At 70.8% G+C, this 18286-nt stretch carries 15 protein-coding genes; all 15 read right to left on the bottom strand.

Features of this window, described 5'->3' with window-relative positions:
• Positions 1–62: 62 nt before the first annotated feature.
• The gene (locus IE157_RS06160; protein ID WP_193519454.1) at positions 63–803 is read right to left on the bottom strand and encodes a polyprenol monophosphomannose synthase; all 741 of its coding nucleotides are present in this window, start codon (positions 801–803) and stop codon (positions 63–65) included.
• Positions 804–991: 188 nt separating this feature from the next.
• Positions 992–2254 (bottom strand): amidohydrolase family protein, encoded by a 1263-nt coding sequence (locus tag IE157_RS06155; protein ID WP_193519453.1) that lies wholly within the window; start codon positions 2252–2254, stop codon positions 992–994.
• Positions 2255–2302: 48 nt separating this feature from the next.
• Positions 2303–5131, bottom strand: a complete 2829-nt coding sequence (locus IE157_RS06150; RefSeq protein WP_193519452.1) for a DEAD/DEAH box helicase — start codon at positions 5129–5131, stop codon at positions 2303–2305.
• A 47-nt stretch (positions 5132–5178) separates the two neighbouring features.
• Positions 5179–6090: a twin-arginine translocase subunit TatC gene (gene tatC, locus IE157_RS06145; RefSeq protein WP_438266969.1), complete on the bottom strand. Its 912-nt coding sequence runs from the start codon at positions 6088–6090 to the stop codon at positions 5179–5181.
• A gap of 96 nt (positions 6091–6186) precedes the next feature.
• Positions 6187–6540 (bottom strand): Sec-independent protein translocase subunit TatA, encoded by a 354-nt coding sequence (gene tatA / locus IE157_RS06140; protein WP_064846993.1) that lies wholly within the window; start codon positions 6538–6540, stop codon positions 6187–6189.
• Complete coding sequence (locus IE157_RS06135; RefSeq protein WP_098055482.1) at positions 6524–6904, bottom strand: hypothetical protein; 381 nt, start codon at positions 6902–6904, stop codon at positions 6524–6526. The genes tatA and IE157_RS06135 overlap by 17 nt, the downstream gene beginning before the upstream one ends.
• 24 nt (positions 6905–6928) lie before the next feature.
• Positions 6929–9193, bottom strand: coding sequence for a WYL domain-containing transcriptional regulator (locus tag IE157_RS06130; protein WP_193519451.1), 2265 nt, complete (start codon positions 9191–9193; stop codon positions 6929–6931).
• Complete coding sequence (locus IE157_RS06125) at positions 9194–9589, bottom strand: FKBP-type peptidyl-prolyl cis-trans isomerase (RefSeq protein ID WP_064846990.1); 396 nt, start codon at positions 9587–9589, stop codon at positions 9194–9196.
• Between the two features lie 64 nt (positions 9590–9653).
• Positions 9654–10661 carry an FKBP-type peptidyl-prolyl cis-trans isomerase gene (locus IE157_RS06120; RefSeq protein ID WP_193519450.1) on the bottom strand — a complete coding sequence of 336 codons (1008 nt, stop codon included), beginning with the start codon at positions 10659–10661 and terminating at the stop codon, positions 9654–9656.
• 104 nt (positions 10662–10765) lie between these two features.
• Entirely contained in the window at positions 10766–12175 is a 1410-nt protein-coding gene (pafA, locus tag IE157_RS06115) for a Pup--protein ligase (protein WP_193519449.1), read from the bottom strand.
• Between the two features lie 4 nt (positions 12176–12179).
• Positions 12180–12386: a ubiquitin-like protein Pup gene (locus tag IE157_RS06110; protein ID WP_098055493.1), complete on the bottom strand. Its 207-nt coding sequence runs from the start codon at positions 12384–12386 to the stop codon at positions 12180–12182.
• 52 nt (positions 12387–12438) lie between these two features.
• Positions 12439–14166, bottom strand: coding sequence for a depupylase/deamidase Dop (dop, locus tag IE157_RS06105; protein WP_193519448.1), 1728 nt, complete (start codon positions 14164–14166; stop codon positions 12439–12441).
• Entirely contained in the window at positions 14163–15875 is a 1713-nt protein-coding gene (gene arc, locus IE157_RS06100) for a proteasome ATPase (protein ID WP_144996785.1), read from the bottom strand. The genes dop and arc overlap by 4 nt, the downstream gene beginning before the upstream one ends.
• Entirely contained in the window at positions 15868–16947 is a 1080-nt protein-coding gene (locus IE157_RS06095) for a tRNA (adenine-N1)-methyltransferase (RefSeq protein ID WP_193519447.1), read from the bottom strand. The genes arc and IE157_RS06095 overlap by 8 nt, the downstream gene beginning before the upstream one ends.
• Before the next feature lie 149 nt (positions 16948–17096).
• Positions 17097–18275, bottom strand: a complete 1179-nt coding sequence (locus IE157_RS06090; RefSeq protein ID WP_318281353.1) for a site-2 protease family protein — start codon at positions 18273–18275, stop codon at positions 17097–17099.
• Positions 18276–18286: the final 11 nt, after the last annotated feature.

Here is an 18286-nt window from a genome sequence, read left to right as displayed (position 1 = left end):
CGATGCCGGCGCGGTGGCTCGAACCGACCCGCGAGCCGGCCGGGCACGGAGCAGCGGCCCGGTCAGCGGCCCAGGCCCAGCTTCCCAGCGAGCGTGCGCGCACGGGCCGTGAGGCCCCACTTGGCCACGCTCGTGGCGGCCTCCACGGTGACGTCGTTGCTCATCTTGGACGCACCCTCCTCGCGTTCGACGAACGTGATGGGCACCTCCACGATCTTCAGCCCCAGGCGCTCGGCGCGCCACGCGAGGTCGATCTGGAAGCAGTAGCCGCGCGAGCGGACCGAGTCCAGGTCCAGGGCCCGCAACGTGGTGTCCCGGTAGGCGCGGAAGCCACCCGTGATGTCGTGGATGGACGTGCCCAGCAGGACACGCGAGTAGATGTTGCCACCGCGCGAGATCAGCTGTCGCTGCAGCGGCCAGTTCTCGGTGCGTCCACCCGGGACGTAGCGCGAACCGATGGCCATGTCCGCGCCCTGCTCCACGGCGTCGAGCAGCAACGGCAACTGCTCGGGCTGGTGGGAGCAGTCCGCGTCCATCTCCACGAGGACGTCGTAGTCGCGCTCGAGACCCCACGCGAAACCGGCCAGGTACGCAGGCCCCAGGCCCTCCTTGGCGGGTCGGTGCAGGACGTGGATGTTGCCGTCCCGCTCGGCCATGGCATCGGCCATGTCACCGGTACCGTCCGGGCTGTTGTCGTCGGCGACCAGCACGTGGGCGTCCGGCACGGTGGCGCGCAGCCGCTTGATGACCGTGGGCAACGGTTCACGTTCGTTGTACGTGGGGATGATGGTGAGAACTCGCACCGGGCGTCCTTTCATGCCGCTGGTAGCCGGGCACCCGAGCCCGGACAGACCACTGGGCGGGCCCATCCGCCTTCGGACCAGAGCGGCCCGAAGGGCGCGCGCTGTTTTCTAAGGACGGATGAACCCACCCGGCAGTAAGAACTCAGTCTAACGTCAGGGGCGATCAGGACCAAGATGAAAACGCTACGTCACGGGCGCGGTTCCGCGCCGCTCACGAGCGTCCCGGCCACCACGGTGGCCTCGCACCGCGGCAAGCGGGAATCGTCGAGCGCGGGCAGGACGGGCGTGCGCGCCCGCGGGTCCGTGCTCCACGACGCGCCCGTGCCCTGGGCCTGTTGCACCATGACGGATTCGGCGTCCCACACCGCGAGCGTGGCCTCCGCGCCCGGTGCGAGCTGCCCCGCGAGGGGTGTGCCCCCGCGGTGAGCGCGCCACACCCCGCGGGTCAGAGCCAGGAACGCAGCGCGCGCGGAGGTGCGCAGGTGCTCGTCGGGTGCCTCGAGGGCCGCCTTGACGGCGGTCCACGGATTGGGGTCGTCGGTCATGAGCGTCACGGGCACACCGGCACGGGACAGGTCCCGCAGCGGCGCCCGTCCGGGCACGCACGAGACGGTGATCGCCAGATCGGCCAGGTGTTCGCACTGGGCCTCGGACAACCGTTCGACGCCCACGATCCGGTGCCCCCGCGCATGGAACGCCCGGCCGCCGAGTTCCTCCGCGGCGGCGTCCGCGGCGTCCAGCAACGCGTCAACGAGGGGATCCCCCGACGACGACGCATCTTCCGTCGACGCCTTGTCCTCCCCCGCGGTCTCGTCCGGATCGTCCTCGGGGCGGTCGTTGCCGGAGGCGTCGCTCCCGGACAACTCGTTCCCGGACAGTCGGCTTCCGGACGGGTCGTCCCCGAACGAGCCACTCTCCGACGCGCCGTCCCCGGACGGGGGCAGAACGAGCACCGCTTGCAGCCCCACTCGCGTGCATACCACGAGGTGCTCCCGCGCGGCATCGGCCAGAGCAGCGGGATCACCGAACGCAGCGGCGTCGAACCCCAGGGCGGGCGACGGCAGTGCCGAGGGGTTGAGCTCGTCGGTGTCCCGCGCGCGGCGCACCAGGATCGGCAGGGCGTGCAGCCCGTCCGCGCGGACCTCCCGCGTCGCGGCGTCGAGCGCGTCGGGGTCCGAGCTCACCAGTTCCACGGCTCCGTAGCCGTGCTCGGCGCGCGGAAGCTGCCCGGACCCGACCACTTGGTGGTGGGCGACGAACGCGGGGGTGACCACCGCGGCCCGCAGGTCTCCCGGGGTGACGTCCGCGCCGGCCATGGCCCGGGCGGCGTCGTCGGAACCGACCCACGCCACGGTCGCGCCGTCCAGGAGGATGGCGGTGGCGAACGGGTCAGCGGGCGAGTACACCGATCCGTTGATCCACACCCGCACGGCTTGTTGTTCTGACTTCACGTGATTCCCTCCGACCGGGCGTGCGGAACCCCCGCGCCCGGCATTGTCCTACTGGTCGAAGACGCTGTACTCGACGACGCCGCGGCGCACGGCTTCGATGGCCCGGTCCGCGGTCTCGCGCAGCTCGGGATCGAGCCCTTCCACGCCGCGTAACTGGTCCAGGACGTCCACGGTCTGTTTGGCCCAGCGCACGAAATCCCCCGCGGCCAAGTCCGTGCCGGTGAGCGTCCGGGTCAGGGTGGCGCCCCGGGCCCAGCGGTACATGGCGTCCGCGAGCCCCAGCTCGGGGGCGGCGGTGAGCGGCAATCGGTGCTCGGCCTCGCGCGCGGAGAGCACCGACCAGTTGTGGAGCAGGATCTGGACGGATTCCTCCATGTGGGCCGTGGGCATCTTGGGACGCGCGCCCTGGTCCTCGCGCCGGGGCTGGTAGACGAGTGCGGTCATGACACCGGCAAGTCCGGGGGCGTCCAGTCCGTCCAGGAAGCCGTCCCGCAGGCACAGTGCGAGGAGCAGGTCCCGCTCACCGTAGAGCCGGCGCAACTGTTCGCCCGCCGCGGTGGGCTGCAGGTGGCCGGATTCGTCCGGGTTGAGGTACTCGAAGTGCGTGAGCACCGCGCACACGCGGTCGAAGGTCGCGGCGATGCTCCCGGTGCGCCCGGCGATCTGCTTACGCAGTGCCTGGGTGTCCTTCTCGAGCTTCCACGCGCGCTCCGCCCAGCGGGCGTGTTGTTCGCGGTCCGAACAACCATGACACGGGTGCGAACGCAACCGTCGGCGCAGGTCCTCGATCCGGTGATCGCGCGCGGAGGTCCCCCGGTCGAAGCGGATCGCGTGACCGCCCGAGCGGGCGCGCGCGGGACGGTGCTCGTGCAACGCGGCCCGCACGGTCGCGGCGAGGTCCTTGCGTTCCTGGGGGGACTTCCCCGAGAAGTGCTTGGGGATCCGGATCCGGGATTCGGGTTCCAGGGAACCGTCCAGGTCGTTGACACCCACCCGGCGCAGTTTGCCGTCCACCGTGAGAATGTGGGGGCGCGGGTCGAAGGGGTGCGCGTCCTCGCGCAGCACCACGGCCCACCCGGCGTTGCGGCCCTGAGGGATCTCGATCACGTCCCCGGGCAGCAGGTCCTGCAGGGCCACCGCGGCGTCGTTACGTTGACGCGCCGAGCGGGACTTGCTCGCGGACTTCTCCTCGGCCGTGAGCTCACGGCGGAGCGCAGCGTACTCGGTGAAGTCGCCCAGGTGGCACGTCATGGCGTCCCGGTAGCCCTCGAGGGTCTTCTCCTGGGAGCGCACCCGTTTGGCCAGGCCCACGACCGAGCGGTCCGCCTGGAACTGCGCGAACGAGGTCTCCAGGATGGACCGGGAGCGTTTGGCCCCGTAGCGCGCGATGAGGTTGGTGGACATGTTGTATGTGGGCCGGAAGCTCGAGTTCAGCGGGTACGTGCGCGTGGACGCGAGTCCCGCGACGGCCTGGGGGTTCATCCCGTCCCGCCACAGCACCACGGCGTGGCCCTCGACGTCGATCCCGCGCCGGCCCGCGCGCCCCGTGAGCTGGGTGTACTCCCCCGGGGTGATGTCCACGCGGGCCTCACCGTTGAACTTGTCGAGGCGTTCGAGCACCACGGAACGGGCCGGCATGTTGATCCCGAGCGCCAGGGTCTCCGTGGCGAACACGGCCTTGATGAGCCCCTCCGAGAACAGCTGCTCGACCACTTCTTTGAACACGGGCAGCATGCCCGCGTGGTGGGCGGAGATCCCCCGGATGAGGCCCTGGTACCAGTCCTCGTAGTTCAGCGCCGCGAGGTCCGCGGTGGACATGTGCGCGGTAGCCTCCGCCGCGAACGCGCGCAGGGTGCGCTGCTCCTGCGGCGTGGTGAGCCACAGGTCCGCGGCCACGCACTGTGCCACGGCGGCGTCGCACCCGGCGCGGGAGAAGATGAAGGTGATGGCGGGCAGCAGGGCCTCGGCGTCGAGCCGGCGCAACAGCTGGGGGCGGGAGATCCGCTCCTGCCGCCCGGTGCGGGGCTCCTGGTGGCGGCCGCCGTGACGACGGCGATTGCGGTGACCCGGTCCGCGCCCACCCGACCGACCCCCGCGGGGATGCTGGGCGCGGAACAACCGCAGCAGCTCGGGGTTGACCTCGGGTTCGTCCCGGTGTTTGTCCGAGTGGCGCTGCGCGGCCTCCTCGACCGTGGTGTCGTCCACGAACAGGTCCAGCAGCTGCGGCCCCACCTGGACGTGCTGCCACAGCGGGACCGGACGGTGTTCGGAGACCACCACGTCGGTGCTGCCGCGGACGTCGTCGAGCCACGCACCGAATTCCTCGGCGTTGGAGACGGTCGCGGACAGGGACGCGAGCTGGACGTGCTCGGGCAGGTGGATGATGACCTCTTCCCACACCGCACCGCGGAAGCGGTCTGCGAGGTAGTGCACCTCGTCCATGACCACGAACCCCAGGTTCGCCAGGGTGGACGAGCCCGCGTAAAGCATGTTGCGCAGCACCTCGGTGGTCATCACGACCACGTCCGCTTCCGAGTTCACGGACGTATCACCCGTGAGCAGACCCACACGGTCCGAGCCCCAGCGGCGCGAGAACTCGTGGAACTTCTGATTGCTCAACGCCTTGATGGGCGTGGTGTAGAAGGCCTTCTTACCCCGGGTCAGTGCGAGGTGAATCGCGAACTCCCCCACCACGGTCTTTCCCGCGCCCGTGGGGGCGGCCACGAGCACTCCCCGGCCCTCCTCGAGAGCGCGGCACCCCTGCGTTTGGAACGGGTCCAGTTCGAAGTCCACGGTGTTCTCGAAGGCCGACAGCTCCGTGCTCACGTGGGCCGCGCGAGCCTTCGCGGCAATGTACCGTTCGGCGGGGGAAGACATGCTCCCACCCTACGCGGTGCCTCTGACACCCCGGGAATCGGGGCGGATCAGTCTTGGTGGGCGGTGCTGCCCATCGAGCGCAGCGCTTCCGCCGAGGTTCCCCGGTCCGCGTTGGCACCGGTCGCGGCGGCCTGCCGGGCCTGCTTCTTGGCGCGACGCCGGTCCAGGTACAGACACAGCCCCACGGCCACGAAGAACAGCACCAGCAGCGGGATGGCCAGGTAGAGCATGGTCACGGGATCCGGACCCGGCGCGGCCATCGCGGCGATCACGAGAACGACCACCACCACAATCCGCCACGCCTTGAGCACGGTGCGCCCGGACAGCAGGCCCAGCACGTTGAGACCCACGAGCAGCACGGGGACCACGCACGAGATCCCGAACGTCAGGATGAGCTGAAGGAAGAAGCGCAGGTAGATCCCGGCCTCCACGAAGTTCGCCCCGCCCTCGGGCGTGAACGCGGTGAGCGCGTAGACGGCCGCGGGCAGCGCGGTCACGGCCAGGGCGCACCCACCCAGGAACAAGGGGATCGCCGCGGCGAGGAAGCCCATGGCGTAGCGGCGTTCGTTCTTGTGCAGCGCGGGCGTGATGAACGCCCACAACTGGTACAGCCACACCGGCGACGCGAAGATCAGCCCGAGCACCACGGCGACCTCCACCATGATGTTAAAGGACCCGCCCACCGAGGAGTAGTTGATGGTCGCGGTGCGCCCGGACTCGGCCAGGCGCTGCAGCGGCTCGGTGATGTACTGCATGAACGGCTCGTACGCCATGAAGCCGAGCACCGCGCCCAGCACGGTGGCCACGGCGGACTTGATGAGGCGGTTACGCAGTTCCCGCAGGTGCTCCTTGAGCGCCATCTGGGCCTGCGGGTTGTGCCGCCGCGACGTGCTCTTGCGGCGTTCCCGGCGCTGTTGCCGGGTGGAACCGGGGGCCTTCCCGGAATCCGTGGTGGACATGGGTCCCTGTCCTCTCTGACGGGCCGTTCACCCGCATGCGACGGGGCCGAGCCGTGCGGCTCGGCCCCGCGCGGGTCCCGACGGACGATGCCGGGATCAGGCGGTGGGGCGCTGGTTCTGGTCCACGGTGGGCGCGGGCTGGCCCGGCTGCGGGGTGATCACGGTGGGCTGCTCGGCGGCCGGCTGTTGCACCGAGGGCTGCACCGTGGGCTGGGTGCTCGACTGCGCGGCGGTGGTGCCCGCGACGGGCTGGCCATCGGCGACCGGCTGGCCGTTGACGGTCACGTTCGGATCGTCGTCGCGCTTCATCTCCTTGACCTCGGACTTGAAGATGCGCAGGGACTGGCCCAGGCTACGAGCCATCCCGGGCAGCTTGGGGGCACCGAAGAGGAGCAGGATGACCACGAGGATCAAAACGAGGGTCAGGGGGCTGTCAAACAAGCGGCCCATGGCGGAGTCCTTTCTGTTCAACCCGGCGCACGTCCGAATACCTCTGGGGCTGCCCCAGGGTGTCCCTGCGCTGCATCCTGCGGATGAGCCGAGCTGTTTGTCGTTGGTCCCGGCCGCTACGGTAGGCGGCGCGGGTCTCGTCCACCGGGGTGAACATGGCTGGCGGGGCGGGTGTGCGCAACGGCGTGGAGTGTCCCTGGGCCGCGGCGTTCCAGCGGGTGGCGAAATCGGTACCGCTTCGCTCGATCTCGTCCAGCGCGGGCAGCACCTGCGTGCGCACGACCCGGTAGAGCACCCACCCGATGAACGCGGCAGCGCCCAGGACCAGAACGGTCCACAGCACGACCCACATCCACCACAGCATGGCCCCAGTATAGGCAGTCGAGGGCTACGGGCGCCCGGGGGTGGGCTCGGGACAACTGCTGTTCAACCACTGTTCAACGGCGGCCACGGCCTCGGGCGGTGAGACCACGCCCACGTGTCCCGCATGCCGTGTGACCAGGGACGACAGTGCATCCAGTGTGGGGAAGTCCACCTCCGCGGCCACGTACTCGGGCAGTGGACGCGGCCCCCGCGCCGCGCGTGCGCGGGACCCGGGAATCGGCTGGGAGTTCGCCTCCCGGGGCGCGGCGTCGGATTCCTCCGTCTCCCCCGGTGCCGAGGGCACGGAGACCTCCACGAAGCGCTTGGCGTGGTAATGCTCCACGATCCACCGCCCACGCCGATCGGTGACGACCACGGCCTGGACCGGACGACGCTTGGCCGGTTGGATACTCGAACGCACCTCCGATTCCATGCGCGGGTGCACCTCGGCCTCACCCACGTCCTCGCAGCCCACGATCCGGTCGGTGCGGAACGTGCGCGGCGCATTGGCCTGCAGGCACCAGCCCCGCACGTACTGCTGCCCGTCCGAGAAGATCATCCGCACGGGGTCCACATGCCGCTCCGTGACCTCGTCCCGGGAGGCCACGAGGTACTGCAACCGCACGCGCCGGCCGTTCTTGATCGCGTCCCGCAGGCGGGTGACGAGCGCGCTGTCACGGGGCTCCGCGGCGGCGTCGGCGTCCGGTGCCGAAAGCGCGTCCGCGAGCGGCAGCGCGTCCGCGGCGGTCGCGACCTTCTGCATGGCCGAGCGCACGACCCTGCTGTCACCGCCCGGAACGGCCTGCAGGGTCTGCAACCCCATGAGCAGCGCGCTGGCCTCGGGGACGGTCAACCGCACGGGTTCGGACAGTTCCTGCGCGTTGCCCAGGTAGATGTGGCCGTCGTCCCAGGACGCGTCGATGAGCTGGTCCGGCATGTGCCCCGGGCGCCCGCACACGAACAGGGTCTGCAGGTCGTTGACGAGTTCCGCGTCCGTGATCCCGAAGTGCCGGGCCGTCTCCTCGAGTTCCGCGCCCTGGTGGGCGTAGACGTGGCGCACGATGTGTAGCAGCCGCGCGAGGTGCTGTTCGGTGCTGGCCTTGGCCGCGCCGTGACGGCGCTGCTTGCCCCAACGCACGTCCACGCCGGGCATCCGCGCTTGGAAGGCCCGCGCGTCACGGAGTCTGCGGGCCACGGCGTCGGCGACCGCGTTCTGGGTCGCGATGTCCTCGGCGGTCGGGGCGTCGTCGCTCGTCGAATCGGGTTCGGTCGACGGCCCGCCCTCGGCCGTCGGGGCGCTCCCGCCCTGTGCGGCGTCGCCCCGAACGCCGGGCACGGGTTCGCGGGGCACCCGGGCGTCCGGGCCCGCCGCGCACACGTGTTCCGCCGCGGACTCGGTGTCGTGCACCGCGAGCTGCACGGCGTCGTAGCCCTCGGGGGCCCGCCACGCGGGTGAGTCGGACGGCGCGGCAATGCGGCGCAGCAGCTGGCCCGCGCCCTGGCGGACATGGACCACCACGCACAGCTGCGGCGGCTGGCTGACCATGCGCGCGAGCTGACCGCCCATGGAAAAGTCCCGGGGCGGCTCGAACGTCTCGCGCGTGGTCTCCACCTCGGAGATGATGCGGGAGAGCCGGAACGTGCGCTGTGCACGCCGGTCCGTGTCCCAGCCCGCGAGGTACCAGGCTCCGTAGCGGGAGCCCACACCCCACGGCTGCACCGTGCGCTGGGAGAATGCCCCGGTGCGGTCCACGTAGTCGAAGCGCACTGTGCGGTGCGCAAGCACTGCCGAGAGCAGCGGCTCGAAGGCGGGGTCCGCCACGGCCACGGTGGGCTGCAGGTCCCGGCCCGGCGCGGCCTCGCCGCTGAGCGCCGGTTCGAGCTTGTCGAGGGCGCGGCGTGCGAGCCGGTCCTGGGCAGCGTCGTTCCACGCGTCCGCCGCGACGGCGAGCACCGCGGACTCCTCTGCACTGAACCGTACCCGGGGCAGCCGGTACGAGCCCCGGGGCACGCGGTAGCGCGGGGTGAGCTGCGCGTCCGAGGCCCAGGGGTCGTCGTCCGGGATCTCCTCCACCGGGTACCCGAGTGAGCGCAGGTGCGCCTTGTCGCGCTCGAACATGCGCTCGAACGCGTCCTGGTTCCCGGCGCGGTCGTAACCGGGCACGATCGCGCGCAGCTGCTCACGGGTGTACCCGGACTCGCGGTCGAGCAGGGCGATCAGCAGGTTGAGGAGCCGCTCAGCGGACGCCGTGGTGGAACGGCGCGCCGAGGGCCCCGCGGAGGGCGCCATTCAGCGGACGTCGAGCAGATCCACCACGAAGATCAGGGACTCGTCCGGGCCGATCACGGCGCCGGCGCCGCGCGAGCCGTACGCCAGCTCGGAGGGGATCTCCAGCCGACGCCGACCACCCACCTTCATGCCCAGCAGACCCTGGTCCCAGCCCTGGATGACCTGCCCCACGCCCACCGTGAAGCCCAGCGGCTCACCGCGGTTCCAGGAGGCGTCGAACTCCTCGCCGCCCGAGTACGTGACACCCACGTAGTGGCACGAGACCGTGTCCCCGACCTTCGCCTCCCGGCCGGTGCCCTGGATCTCGTCCACGATCCGCAGCTCGGTGGGAACCGGGTCCTGGGGGAAGTCGATCTCCGGCTTGGAACGATCAAGCTTGCGCTGTCCGAATGACACGGGCTCTACCTTTCGTCGTGGGCCCCCGGGCGGGGCCGTGCCGAGCACACAGTGTAGCCGTGTCTCACTTGCCGGACGCAGAGGACTCCGGGCTCGCGCTCGGTGCCGTGGACGCACCGGGAGTGGCGCTCGCCGAGGCCTGCGGGCTCGCGGTCTCCGTCTTCGGGGTGGGTGTGGTGCCGAGGATGTCCACCACGAACACGAGCGCGCCCGCGGGGTACTGGGAGTCCTTGCCGAGCTCCTTCTCCGTGCCGTAGGCCTTGTCGGTGGGGATCACCAGCTCCACGCGCGAGCCCACCTTCTGGCCCTCCAGACCCTCCTTCCAGCCGGCGATCACACCGTTGAGGGGGAAGGAGGCCGGGGTGCCCTTCTCGTAGGAGGAGTCGAAGGACTTCCCGTCCGCCCAGCGCACGCCCACATAGTTCGCGATCACGGTGTCCGACTCCTTGACGGTGTCACCGTCCCCCTTGATCAGCACGTCCGTCTTCAGCTCCTTGGGCTCGCTACCGGAGGGCTTGGCGATCGTGGGGGTGCCCTTGTCGTCCTGCGTAACGTTGGGCATGCCCTTGGAGGGGGTCTTCATCTTCTCGTTGAGCGACGGCATGATCTTCTTGGTCACCTGGTAGACCTCCACCGAGGTGGAGTCGTCCCCCTCGGAGGCCGCGCCGCTGGTCTTGGGAGAGCTGTACGCGATGATCTCCCCCTCCTTGGCCTTCGTCAGGGCGTCGTACATCTGCGGCAGGGAGTCCTTGAGCTCGTCGTTGACGGTCAGCACCTGTCCGGCACCCTGACTGTAGGTGTCCCCCAGCGAGGAACCATCCGAGCCCTTGTACAGGGCCGCCTGCAGCATGATGCTGTCGCCGGCGTGGATCTCCTCACCGTCCCCTTCCTTCAGGACCTTGGTCTGCGCGTCGTCCACCTTTATTGGGGTCTTGAAGGACACCGACGGCGCGGTGCCCTGCGAGGGGTCTGCGGACAGTTCCACGGAGTCCCAGCCCGAGCCCCCGCCGCAGCCGGTCAGCAGCAGGGACAGGGCGAGCGCGGCGGTGCCGGCAGGGATGATCTTTCGCACGAGGGGGTGACCTTTCGTCATCGGGGTGCTGGCTCGGGGCCAATGTAGAGGACCCGCGTGGGCCGCGGCTGGGAGAGTCCCCGGAACACTGCGGGCGGGTGGGGTCAGGCGCGTCCGGAGGTGATCTCCGCGATCAGCTCATCGACGTCCGGCTGGGTGGTGGCGAAGGGGTCCTTGCACATGACCGTGCTCTGCTGGTGCTCCCCGTTGAGCTTCAGGTGCACCCAGTCCACGGTGGTGCTGACCCCGGCGTCGTGGGCCGCGGCCACGAACCGCCCGCGCATCCGCGCCCGGGTGGGAGGGCCTTCGACGACGGCGCGCTCGACGTCCTGCGGGGCCACGAACGTCTCCACGGCACCGCGGCGCTCCAGCATATGGAAAAGTCCGTGGCGCACGGAGGTGTCGTGGTAAGCGAGGTCCAACTGCGCCATGCGGGGGTGGGACCAGTCCATCCCGTGGGCGCTCGCGTAGGAGTCCAGCAGCTTCTTCTTGATGGCCCAGTCCAGCTCGCGGTCCACCAGCGAGCTGTCCTGCTCCTCGACGGCGCGCAGCCCACGGTCCCACAGCCCGACGACCCAGTCGAGGCGGTCGTGGTGCGCGCCGTGGCGCTGCACGAACCGGGTGACTTCCTCAAGGTACTCGCGCTGCAGTTCGATCGCCGAGCGGTAGCCCCCCGCGGCCAGCTCCAGCGGTGCCAAACCGGTGAGGTCGTGGGAGACCTGTCGCAGGGCGGCAGCCGGGTCCGCGAGCGTGCGGTCCGGCAGGATCTGGCCCGCCTCGATCATGCGCAGCACCGCGTCCGTGATACCGATCTTCAGCGCCGTGGTGGTCTGGGACATGGACGAGTCGCCCGTGATGACGTGCAGCCGGCGGTAGCGCTCGGCGTCCGCGTGCGGTTCGTCCCGGGTGTTGATCATGGGGCGGGAGCGGGTGGTGGCCGAGGACGACCCTTCCCACACGTGGTCCGCCCGCTGGGAGAACGAGTAGCCGGGGCGCCCGTCCCCCAGGGCCAGGGAGCCGAAGGGCGGCGGCCCGTCCGGATGCACCCGGCCCGCGCCCACGAGGATCTGCCGCGTCACCAGTAGCGGCAGCAGGTGCTGGACCAGCCGGGAGAACTCCGTGCGGCGGGCAATCATGTAGTTCTCGTGCGAGCCGAACGAGTTGCCGGCGGAGTCCGCGTTGTTCTTGAAGAGGTGCACCGTGCCGCCCACGCCCTCGGCGTCCAGGCTCTCCTGCAGCTGAGCGCGCAGGTCGTCCACGATCCGTTCGCCGGCGGCGTCCTGGGCGACGACGTCGTGCAGGGTTGCGGCCTCGGCCGTCGCGTACTCGGGGTGGGAACCCACGTCCAGGTACAGGCGCCCGCCGTTAGGCAGGAACACGTTGGAGGCCCGCCCCCACGCGAGCACCGGTGCGAACAGCCGCCGCGCCGTCTCGTCCGCACCCAGGGGACGGCCCTGCGGTGCGCTGTGGATCAGGCCGAACTCGGTCTCGATCCCGTAGATCCGCCGTTCCACGGTATTACTGGCCGCCCTTCTGCACGAAGCCCTTCACGAAGGCCTCCGCGTTGGTCTCGAGCACGCCGTCGATCTCCGCGAGCAGGTCGTCGGTGCCCTGGGTGTCCCGCTGGGCCTGTGCGGCGCCCGAGGCGGGCGGGGTCGCGGGGGCCGGGGCGTCCGGTTCCTCCTCGCGGCGGGATCCGGTGCGGAAGATGCGTTCCTGTGCCATGGTGTCCTCCTGTGGCTTCTCGAATGAGGTGTGCTGCGCCCGACCGGGCGGTTCAGCCGATGTCGCTGCCCGTGACGAGGGCGGGCCGGTTCGCGGCCACGCGCTCGATCCAGGTCTCGACGTCCGGGGCGTCGAACCAGTCCTCGCACGTGTCCCGGGTGAGGTCGTGGGGTTCGGGCATCCTGACCCGCGCTCCCCGGCGGATCCCGGGGAACGTCACGGTCAGTGTGTCCCAGCCCACCGCGACCATGTCCCGCGGGTACCGGGACACCGCGGTGCCCCGGAAGTACGCGCGGGTGTCGATCGGCGGATGGTCCGCGGCCGCGGTGATCCGCTCGTGGTCCACGAGGGTGCGGATCCGTCCGGCGGCCGCGAGCTTGTGGTAGAGCCCCTTGTCGGGGCGCACGTCCGCGTACTGCAGGTCGATCGCCACGAGCCGGGGATCGTCCCACGCGAGACCGTCGCGTGTGCGGTACGCGGTGAGCAGCGCGTACTTGGCCGCCCAGTCCAACCGGTCGGACAAGCGCGCGGGGTCCTCGGCGAGGTCCGTGAGCACCTCGTCCCAGGTCTGCAGCACGTGGGCGGTGTCCTCGTCCAACCCGTTCGGGGCCAGCTCGGTCTCCAGCGCCAACGCTGCGCGGTAGTACTCGCGCTGCAGCTCCACCGCGGTCAACTCCCGACCGTTCGCGAGCGCCACCGTGGTGCGCAGGGACGGGTCGTGACTGATGGCCTGCAGCGCGGCCACGGGATCCTCAAGCTCAAGGCGCGGCGCCCGGTCGTGTTCCACGAGGTTCAGCACCAGGGACGTGGTCCCGAACTTGAGCAGCGTGGCCACGTGGGAGAGGTTGGCGTCCCCGATGATCACGTGCAGGCGCCGGTAGCGGGTGTCGTCCGCGTGGGGTTCGTCCCGCGTGTTCACGATCGGGCGGTGGATCGTGGTCTCGAGCCCCACGGTGCGTTCGAAGAAGTCGGCGCGCTGACTCAGTTGGAACCCAGGACATGAACCGTCCACCCCCAGGCCCACACGGCCTGCACCGCACATGATCTGCCGGGACGCGAAGAACGGCAGCAGGGCCGCGGTGATCCGCTCGAAGGGCACGGCGCGTTCCACGGTGTAGTTCTCGTGCGCGCCGTAGGACACCGACTTGTTGTCCGTGTTGTTCTTGTAGAGGTTCACCGGCGCGGCATCCGTCCCCGTAGAAACCTCCGCGAGGTACTCCACGGCGCGGGCGGCCACCACGTCCCCCGCGGCGTCCCACGTGAGCGCGTCCAGGGGTGTGGTGACCTCCGGGGACGAGTACTCCGGGTGGGAGTGGTCCACGTAGACCCGCGCGCCGTTGGGGATCACGGTGTTCATGATCACGCGGCGCCAGTCGAGGTCCTCCGTGTACATCGCGGATTCGCTGATCGCCTCCGCGGCGATCTCCTCCGCGGTGAGCACCGGCGCCTCATCGGTGAGCTGGCTCGGGTGGGCGTCCTCGCGGGCCACGGTGAACCCCCGGGCATCCGCGAGCGGGGTCTCGGAACCGTAGTCCCACCCTGTGCCGAGCGGGGCGTCCGGGGAACCGGGCTGCGCGGCGGCGTCGTCCGATGGCGTGGGCCCGGCCGAGCCCACGGACCGTTCCCCGCGTGCCGCCTCCTGTTCCCGAAGCCGTCGGGCGACCCACGCGGCGTACCCCGTGACCACGCGGGTCGAGAGCACCGTGGGGTTCGCACCCGGTTCACCCTGGGCCAGCACACCGAACTCGGTCTCGCTGCCCATGATCCGCCGTACCGTCATGCCGCGCCCCCGTCCGGACGCTGCGTGCCGGAGACCCCGGGGCGGTCCACCGCGATCCGGACGTCCTGGATGGTGTCCGCGCGCCGACCGGTCAATCGGGCCCAGTCCTCCGGGTCCGCAGTGTTGGGCAGGTCCTGTTGTTCGTGGAACTCCTGGTTCACCGCGTCCACGAGGTGCTGCGAGGTGATCCCCCGCCGGCCCGTGGTCAGCAGCGTCTTGATGGCCTGCTTCTTGGCGCGGTCCACCACGTTGCGGATCACCGCTCCGGACGCGTAGTCCGCGAAGTACAGGGTCTCCTGGCCGCCGTCGCGGTACGTGATCGTGAGGAACTCGGTGTCCGGGGTGCGCGCGTACATGCGCCCGATCGCGGCGTCCACGAGCTCCCGGGCGGCCTGCGCGCGGGAGCCGGCGCGAGCGACATCGTCCTCACGCAGGGGCAGGTCCTCGGTGACGTACAGCGAGAAGATCTCCCGCGCGCCCTGCTCGTCCGGGCGGTCGATGCGGATCTTCACGTCCAGGCGACCGGGGCGCAGCACCGCGGGATCGATCATGTCCTCGCGGTTGGTCGCGCCCACCACGATCACGTTGTCGAGCTGCTCCACGCCGTCGATCTCCGTGAGCAACTGCGGCACGATTGTGGTCTCCACGTCCGAGGACAGCCCCGAACCGCGCACGCGGAACAGCGAGTCCATCTCGTCGAAGAACACCACAACGGGGATCCCGCGCGCCGCCTGCTCGCGCGCGTTCGCGAAGATCGAGCGGATCTGGCGCTCGGTCTCCCCCACGTACTTGTCGAGCAGCTCGGGACCCTTGATATTGAGGAAGTAGCCCTCGGGCCGCGCGCGCCCGGCCTTGGCCGCGCTGCGCTCGGCGAGCGAGCGCGCAACAGCCTTGGCGATCAGCGTCTTGCCGTTGCCCGGGGGACCGTAGAGCAGGATGCCCTTGGGCGGGCGCAGACCGTGTTCACGGTAGATGTCCGGGTGGACGTAGGGCAGTTCCACGGCGTCGCGGATCGCCTCGATCTGAGGCCCCAGCCCGCCGATGTCTGTATAGCGGACCTCCGGGACCTCCTCGAGCACGAGCTGTTCCACGTCCGTGCGTTCCACGGGTTCCAGGGCGAAGCCCGTGCGGTGGTCCACGGTCAGCGCGTCCCCGGGCTTGGGGCGCTCACGCCGCAACCGACCCGAGAGCAACAGCACGCGTTCCTCGTCCGAGCGGCCCACGGTGAGCACGCGGTCGTGGTCGATGACCTCCTTGACGGTGGCCACCTCCCCGGTGCGCTCGTAGTCGAGCACCGCGATCACCACGTAGTGCTCGTTGAGCAGCACCCCCAGTCCGGGCTCGCACGCACTCAGCGACACGAGAGGGCTCAGGGCCACGCGCATCTTCCGTCCCGCGGAGAGCACGTCCACCGACGGGCCCGTGACCACGGGACCGTTCCCGGTGGCCTCCCCCAAGGGCTGGCGACCGTGGTTGACCTGCAGCACCACGGCGAACGTCGCGGGCGCCTCGGCCTCCGCCGCGAGGGTCTTCTTGAGCGTCACGATCTCCTGGCGGGACGCGTTGAGCAACCGCACCAGCTTCTCGTTCTGCGATCCCACCGCCGCGAGCTGCTTGTCCAGGTTGCGCTTCTGGTCCCGCAGCATGTTGATCTGGCGCTGGGTGATGTCCGCGGCCGAACGGCCCGCGGTGCCGCCCGATTCAGTCATCGCGCACCTGACCCCCGTCCGCGCGGGCCTGCTCGTCGATCTCCCGCTGGGAACGCGCGGCGTGCTCGGCCAACGACGCCGCATCGCGGCCCGCGCGGCGCAGCTTGCGGTCCGAGACCACGCGCTCACCCAGGGCCACGGGAGTCCACGCCTGCAGATCCTCTTCCGTGTACTCGCTCTTGGAAGCGCGCCGCTTCGGAGCCAACCTGGGTGCGCCGTCCACGAGTCGGCGGGACTGGATCAGGAACCCGGTGTGCGCGACCATGCGGTGGTCCGGGCGCACCGCGAGCCCCTCCACATGCCACCCGCGCACCATGGTCTCCGAGGCCTCGGGCTCGGTGAAGCGGCCGTCCGCGCGCATGGCCTCCGCCACGCGGGACAACTGCGGCACGGTGGCCACGTAGCAGATCACCACGCCGCCGGGCGCGAGGGTTGTGGCCACGGCGTCGAGGCACTCCCACGGGGCGAGCATGTCCAGGATCACGCGGTCCACGGACCCGGGCTCCTCCCGCGCGCCCAGTTCCTCCGCGAGGTCCCCGAGGCTCAGTTCCCACGCGGGGTGCGGGCCGCCGAACATGGTCTCGATGTTGCCCCGGGCGATCTCCGCGAACTCCTCCCGGCGCTCGAACGAGTGGACGTGGCCTTCGTCCCCCACCGCGCGCAGCAGGGAGATGGTCAGCGCGCCGGAACCGACCCCGGCCTCCACGACCCGGGCGCCCGGGAAGACGTCCGCCATGGTCACGATCTGCCCGGAGTCCTTGGGGTAGACCACCGCGGCTCCGCGGGGCATGGACAGCACGAAGTCCTTGAGCAGTGGCCGCAGCGCCTGGTACTGGATCCCCGAGGTGTTGGACACGACCGTGCCCTCGGGTTGGCCGACCAACAGCTCATGTGCCAGCACCCCGCGATGGGTGTGGTGTTCCCCTCCGTCCACCAGGGTGATGGTGGTCATCTTCCCGGTCTCGTCCATGAGTTGGACGCGCTCGCCGGAGCGGAACGGGCCGCGCCGGTTGGCTGCTCCCCGCACGGTGGCGCCGGTGGGGTTCGGGTGGGATTCCTGCTGCTCGCTCATCTGCTCGCTCTCACGCGTGGTCGTCGTCGGGGCCGTCCGGCTCCGTAGGTACGCCCGCACCGCGGGCCGCCCCGAGCCATTCTCCCACCGTAGCCCCGATCGGATCACCACGCCCCGCGGCGATGGCCCCCACCGCGCTCATGGAGCGATCAGGCGCGCAGGGCCAAGCGTGCGAGGTCCTCGTGGTGCACCACGCCCGTGACGTGACCGGCACCGTCCACGACGCACACCCAGGCGCGGCGCCCGGTCTCCAGCACGCGGGCCAGTTCGCCGCCGGGGGTGCCCGGGTCCACGGTGGCGTCCGCGGGGTGCCATTCGGCTACGTCCCCCACGGCGACGACGCCGCGGTGCGCCGGTGCCACCCGTTCGGCGAGCTCGGGGTCCAGCAGGCCCACGGCACCGCGGTCACGGACGACGACGTCCGGGGTCCATCCCCGGTAGTCGTCCCCCGTGGCGGCCATGACGGTGGCGTCCACGAGGGCCAGGGGCGTGGTCGGGGAGAACTCCATCGCGGGACGCGCGACACCCCCGGCCCGCACGGCGTCGAGCACGCCCAGAACGCGTGCCTGGCGCAGCGCCTGCCCCGCGCCCATGAAGATGAACCCGGCCACGAGCAGTGTGATCACGAGCACCACCGGTTGGCGCCATACCTGCGCCCACAGCAACCACGCGACCGTGAGGATCGCGATCCCGCGCCCGCACCACGCGGCCACGGTCGTGCCCTTGGCCTCCGAGCGGGTCAGTGCCCACACGATCGCCTCCACCACGCGCCCGCCGTCGAGCGGCAGTCCGGGCAGCAGGTTGAACAACCCCAGGATCCAGTTGGCCAGGATCAGCAACTGGACGAGCGCCCACCCCGGGCCCGCGAGGCTGTCCGCGGTCACGAAGAGAACACCGGTGCCCAGCGCGGCGAGCACCACGTTGCTCAGCGGTCCGGCCAGGGACACGAGCGCGGTGGGCAGCGGCGTGGTGCGCACGCTGCCGAACGCCGTGTGCCCACCCATGAGGGTCAGCACGATCCGGGTCACTGGCCACCCGGCCGCGCGACCCGCGAGCGCGTGGGCGAGTTCGTGCACCAGCACGCTCAGGGCCAGGCCCACCGCGAAGCCCAGGGCCAGGAGTAGGTTGAGCCAGCCGAGCTCGGGGTACAACCGCCACAGCACGGGCCCGTACATCACCAGGGTCAGCCCCGCGATGAGGAACCACGAACGGTCCAGCAACAGCTCCACGCCCAGCAGCAGACCCAGCCGCACGCCGCGGGGTCGGGGGCCGGCGGGGGCCGGTGCGGCGCGGTCGTCGGAGGGCTGGCGGAACCGGGGAAGGGGCATGCTGAACATGG

Source organism: Kocuria marina (genome assembly GCA_014652975.1).
Classification (GTDB): domain Bacteria; phylum Actinomycetota; class Actinomycetes; order Actinomycetales; family Micrococcaceae; genus Kocuria; species Kocuria marina.
This window is presented reverse-complemented; position numbering and strand designations above follow the sequence as displayed.

Bases quoted from the DNA above. Each gene is read 5' to 3' on its own strand.
- IE157_RS06150 (WP_193519452.1), bottom strand. From the start codon at position 5,131: ATGTCTTCCCCCGCCGAACGGTACATTGCCGCGAAGGCTCGCGCGGCC.
- tatC (WP_438266969.1), bottom strand. From the start codon at position 6,090: ATGTCCACCACGGATTCCGGGAAGGCCCCCGGTTCCACCCGGCAACAG.
- tatA (WP_064846993.1), bottom strand. From the start codon at position 6,540: ATGGGCCGCTTGTTTGACAGCCCCCTGACCCTCGTTTTGATCCTCGTG.
- IE157_RS06135 (WP_098055482.1), bottom strand. From the start codon at position 6,904: ATGCTGTGGTGGATGTGGGTCGTGCTGTGGACCGTTCTGGTCCTGGGC.
- IE157_RS06130 (WP_193519451.1), bottom strand. From the start codon at position 9,193: ATGGCGCCCTCCGCGGGGCCCTCGGCGCGCCGTTCCACCACGGCGTCC.
- IE157_RS06110 (WP_098055493.1), bottom strand. From the start codon at position 12,386: ATGGCACAGGAACGCATCTTCCGCACCGGATCCCGCCGCGAGGAGGAA.
- dop (WP_193519448.1), bottom strand. From the start codon at position 14,166: ATGACGGTACGGCGGATCATGGGCAGCGAGACCGAGTTCGGTGTGCTG.
- arc (WP_144996785.1), bottom strand. From the start codon at position 15,875: ATGACTGAATCGGGCGGCACCGCGGGCCGTTCGGCCGCGGACATCACC.
- IE157_RS06095 (WP_193519447.1), bottom strand. From the start codon at position 16,947: ATGAGCGAGCAGCAGGAATCCCACCCGAACCCCACCGGCGCCACCGTG.
- IE157_RS06090 (WP_318281353.1), bottom strand. From the start codon at position 18,275: ATGCCCCTTCCCCGGTTCCGCCAGCCCTCCGACGACCGCGCCGCACCG.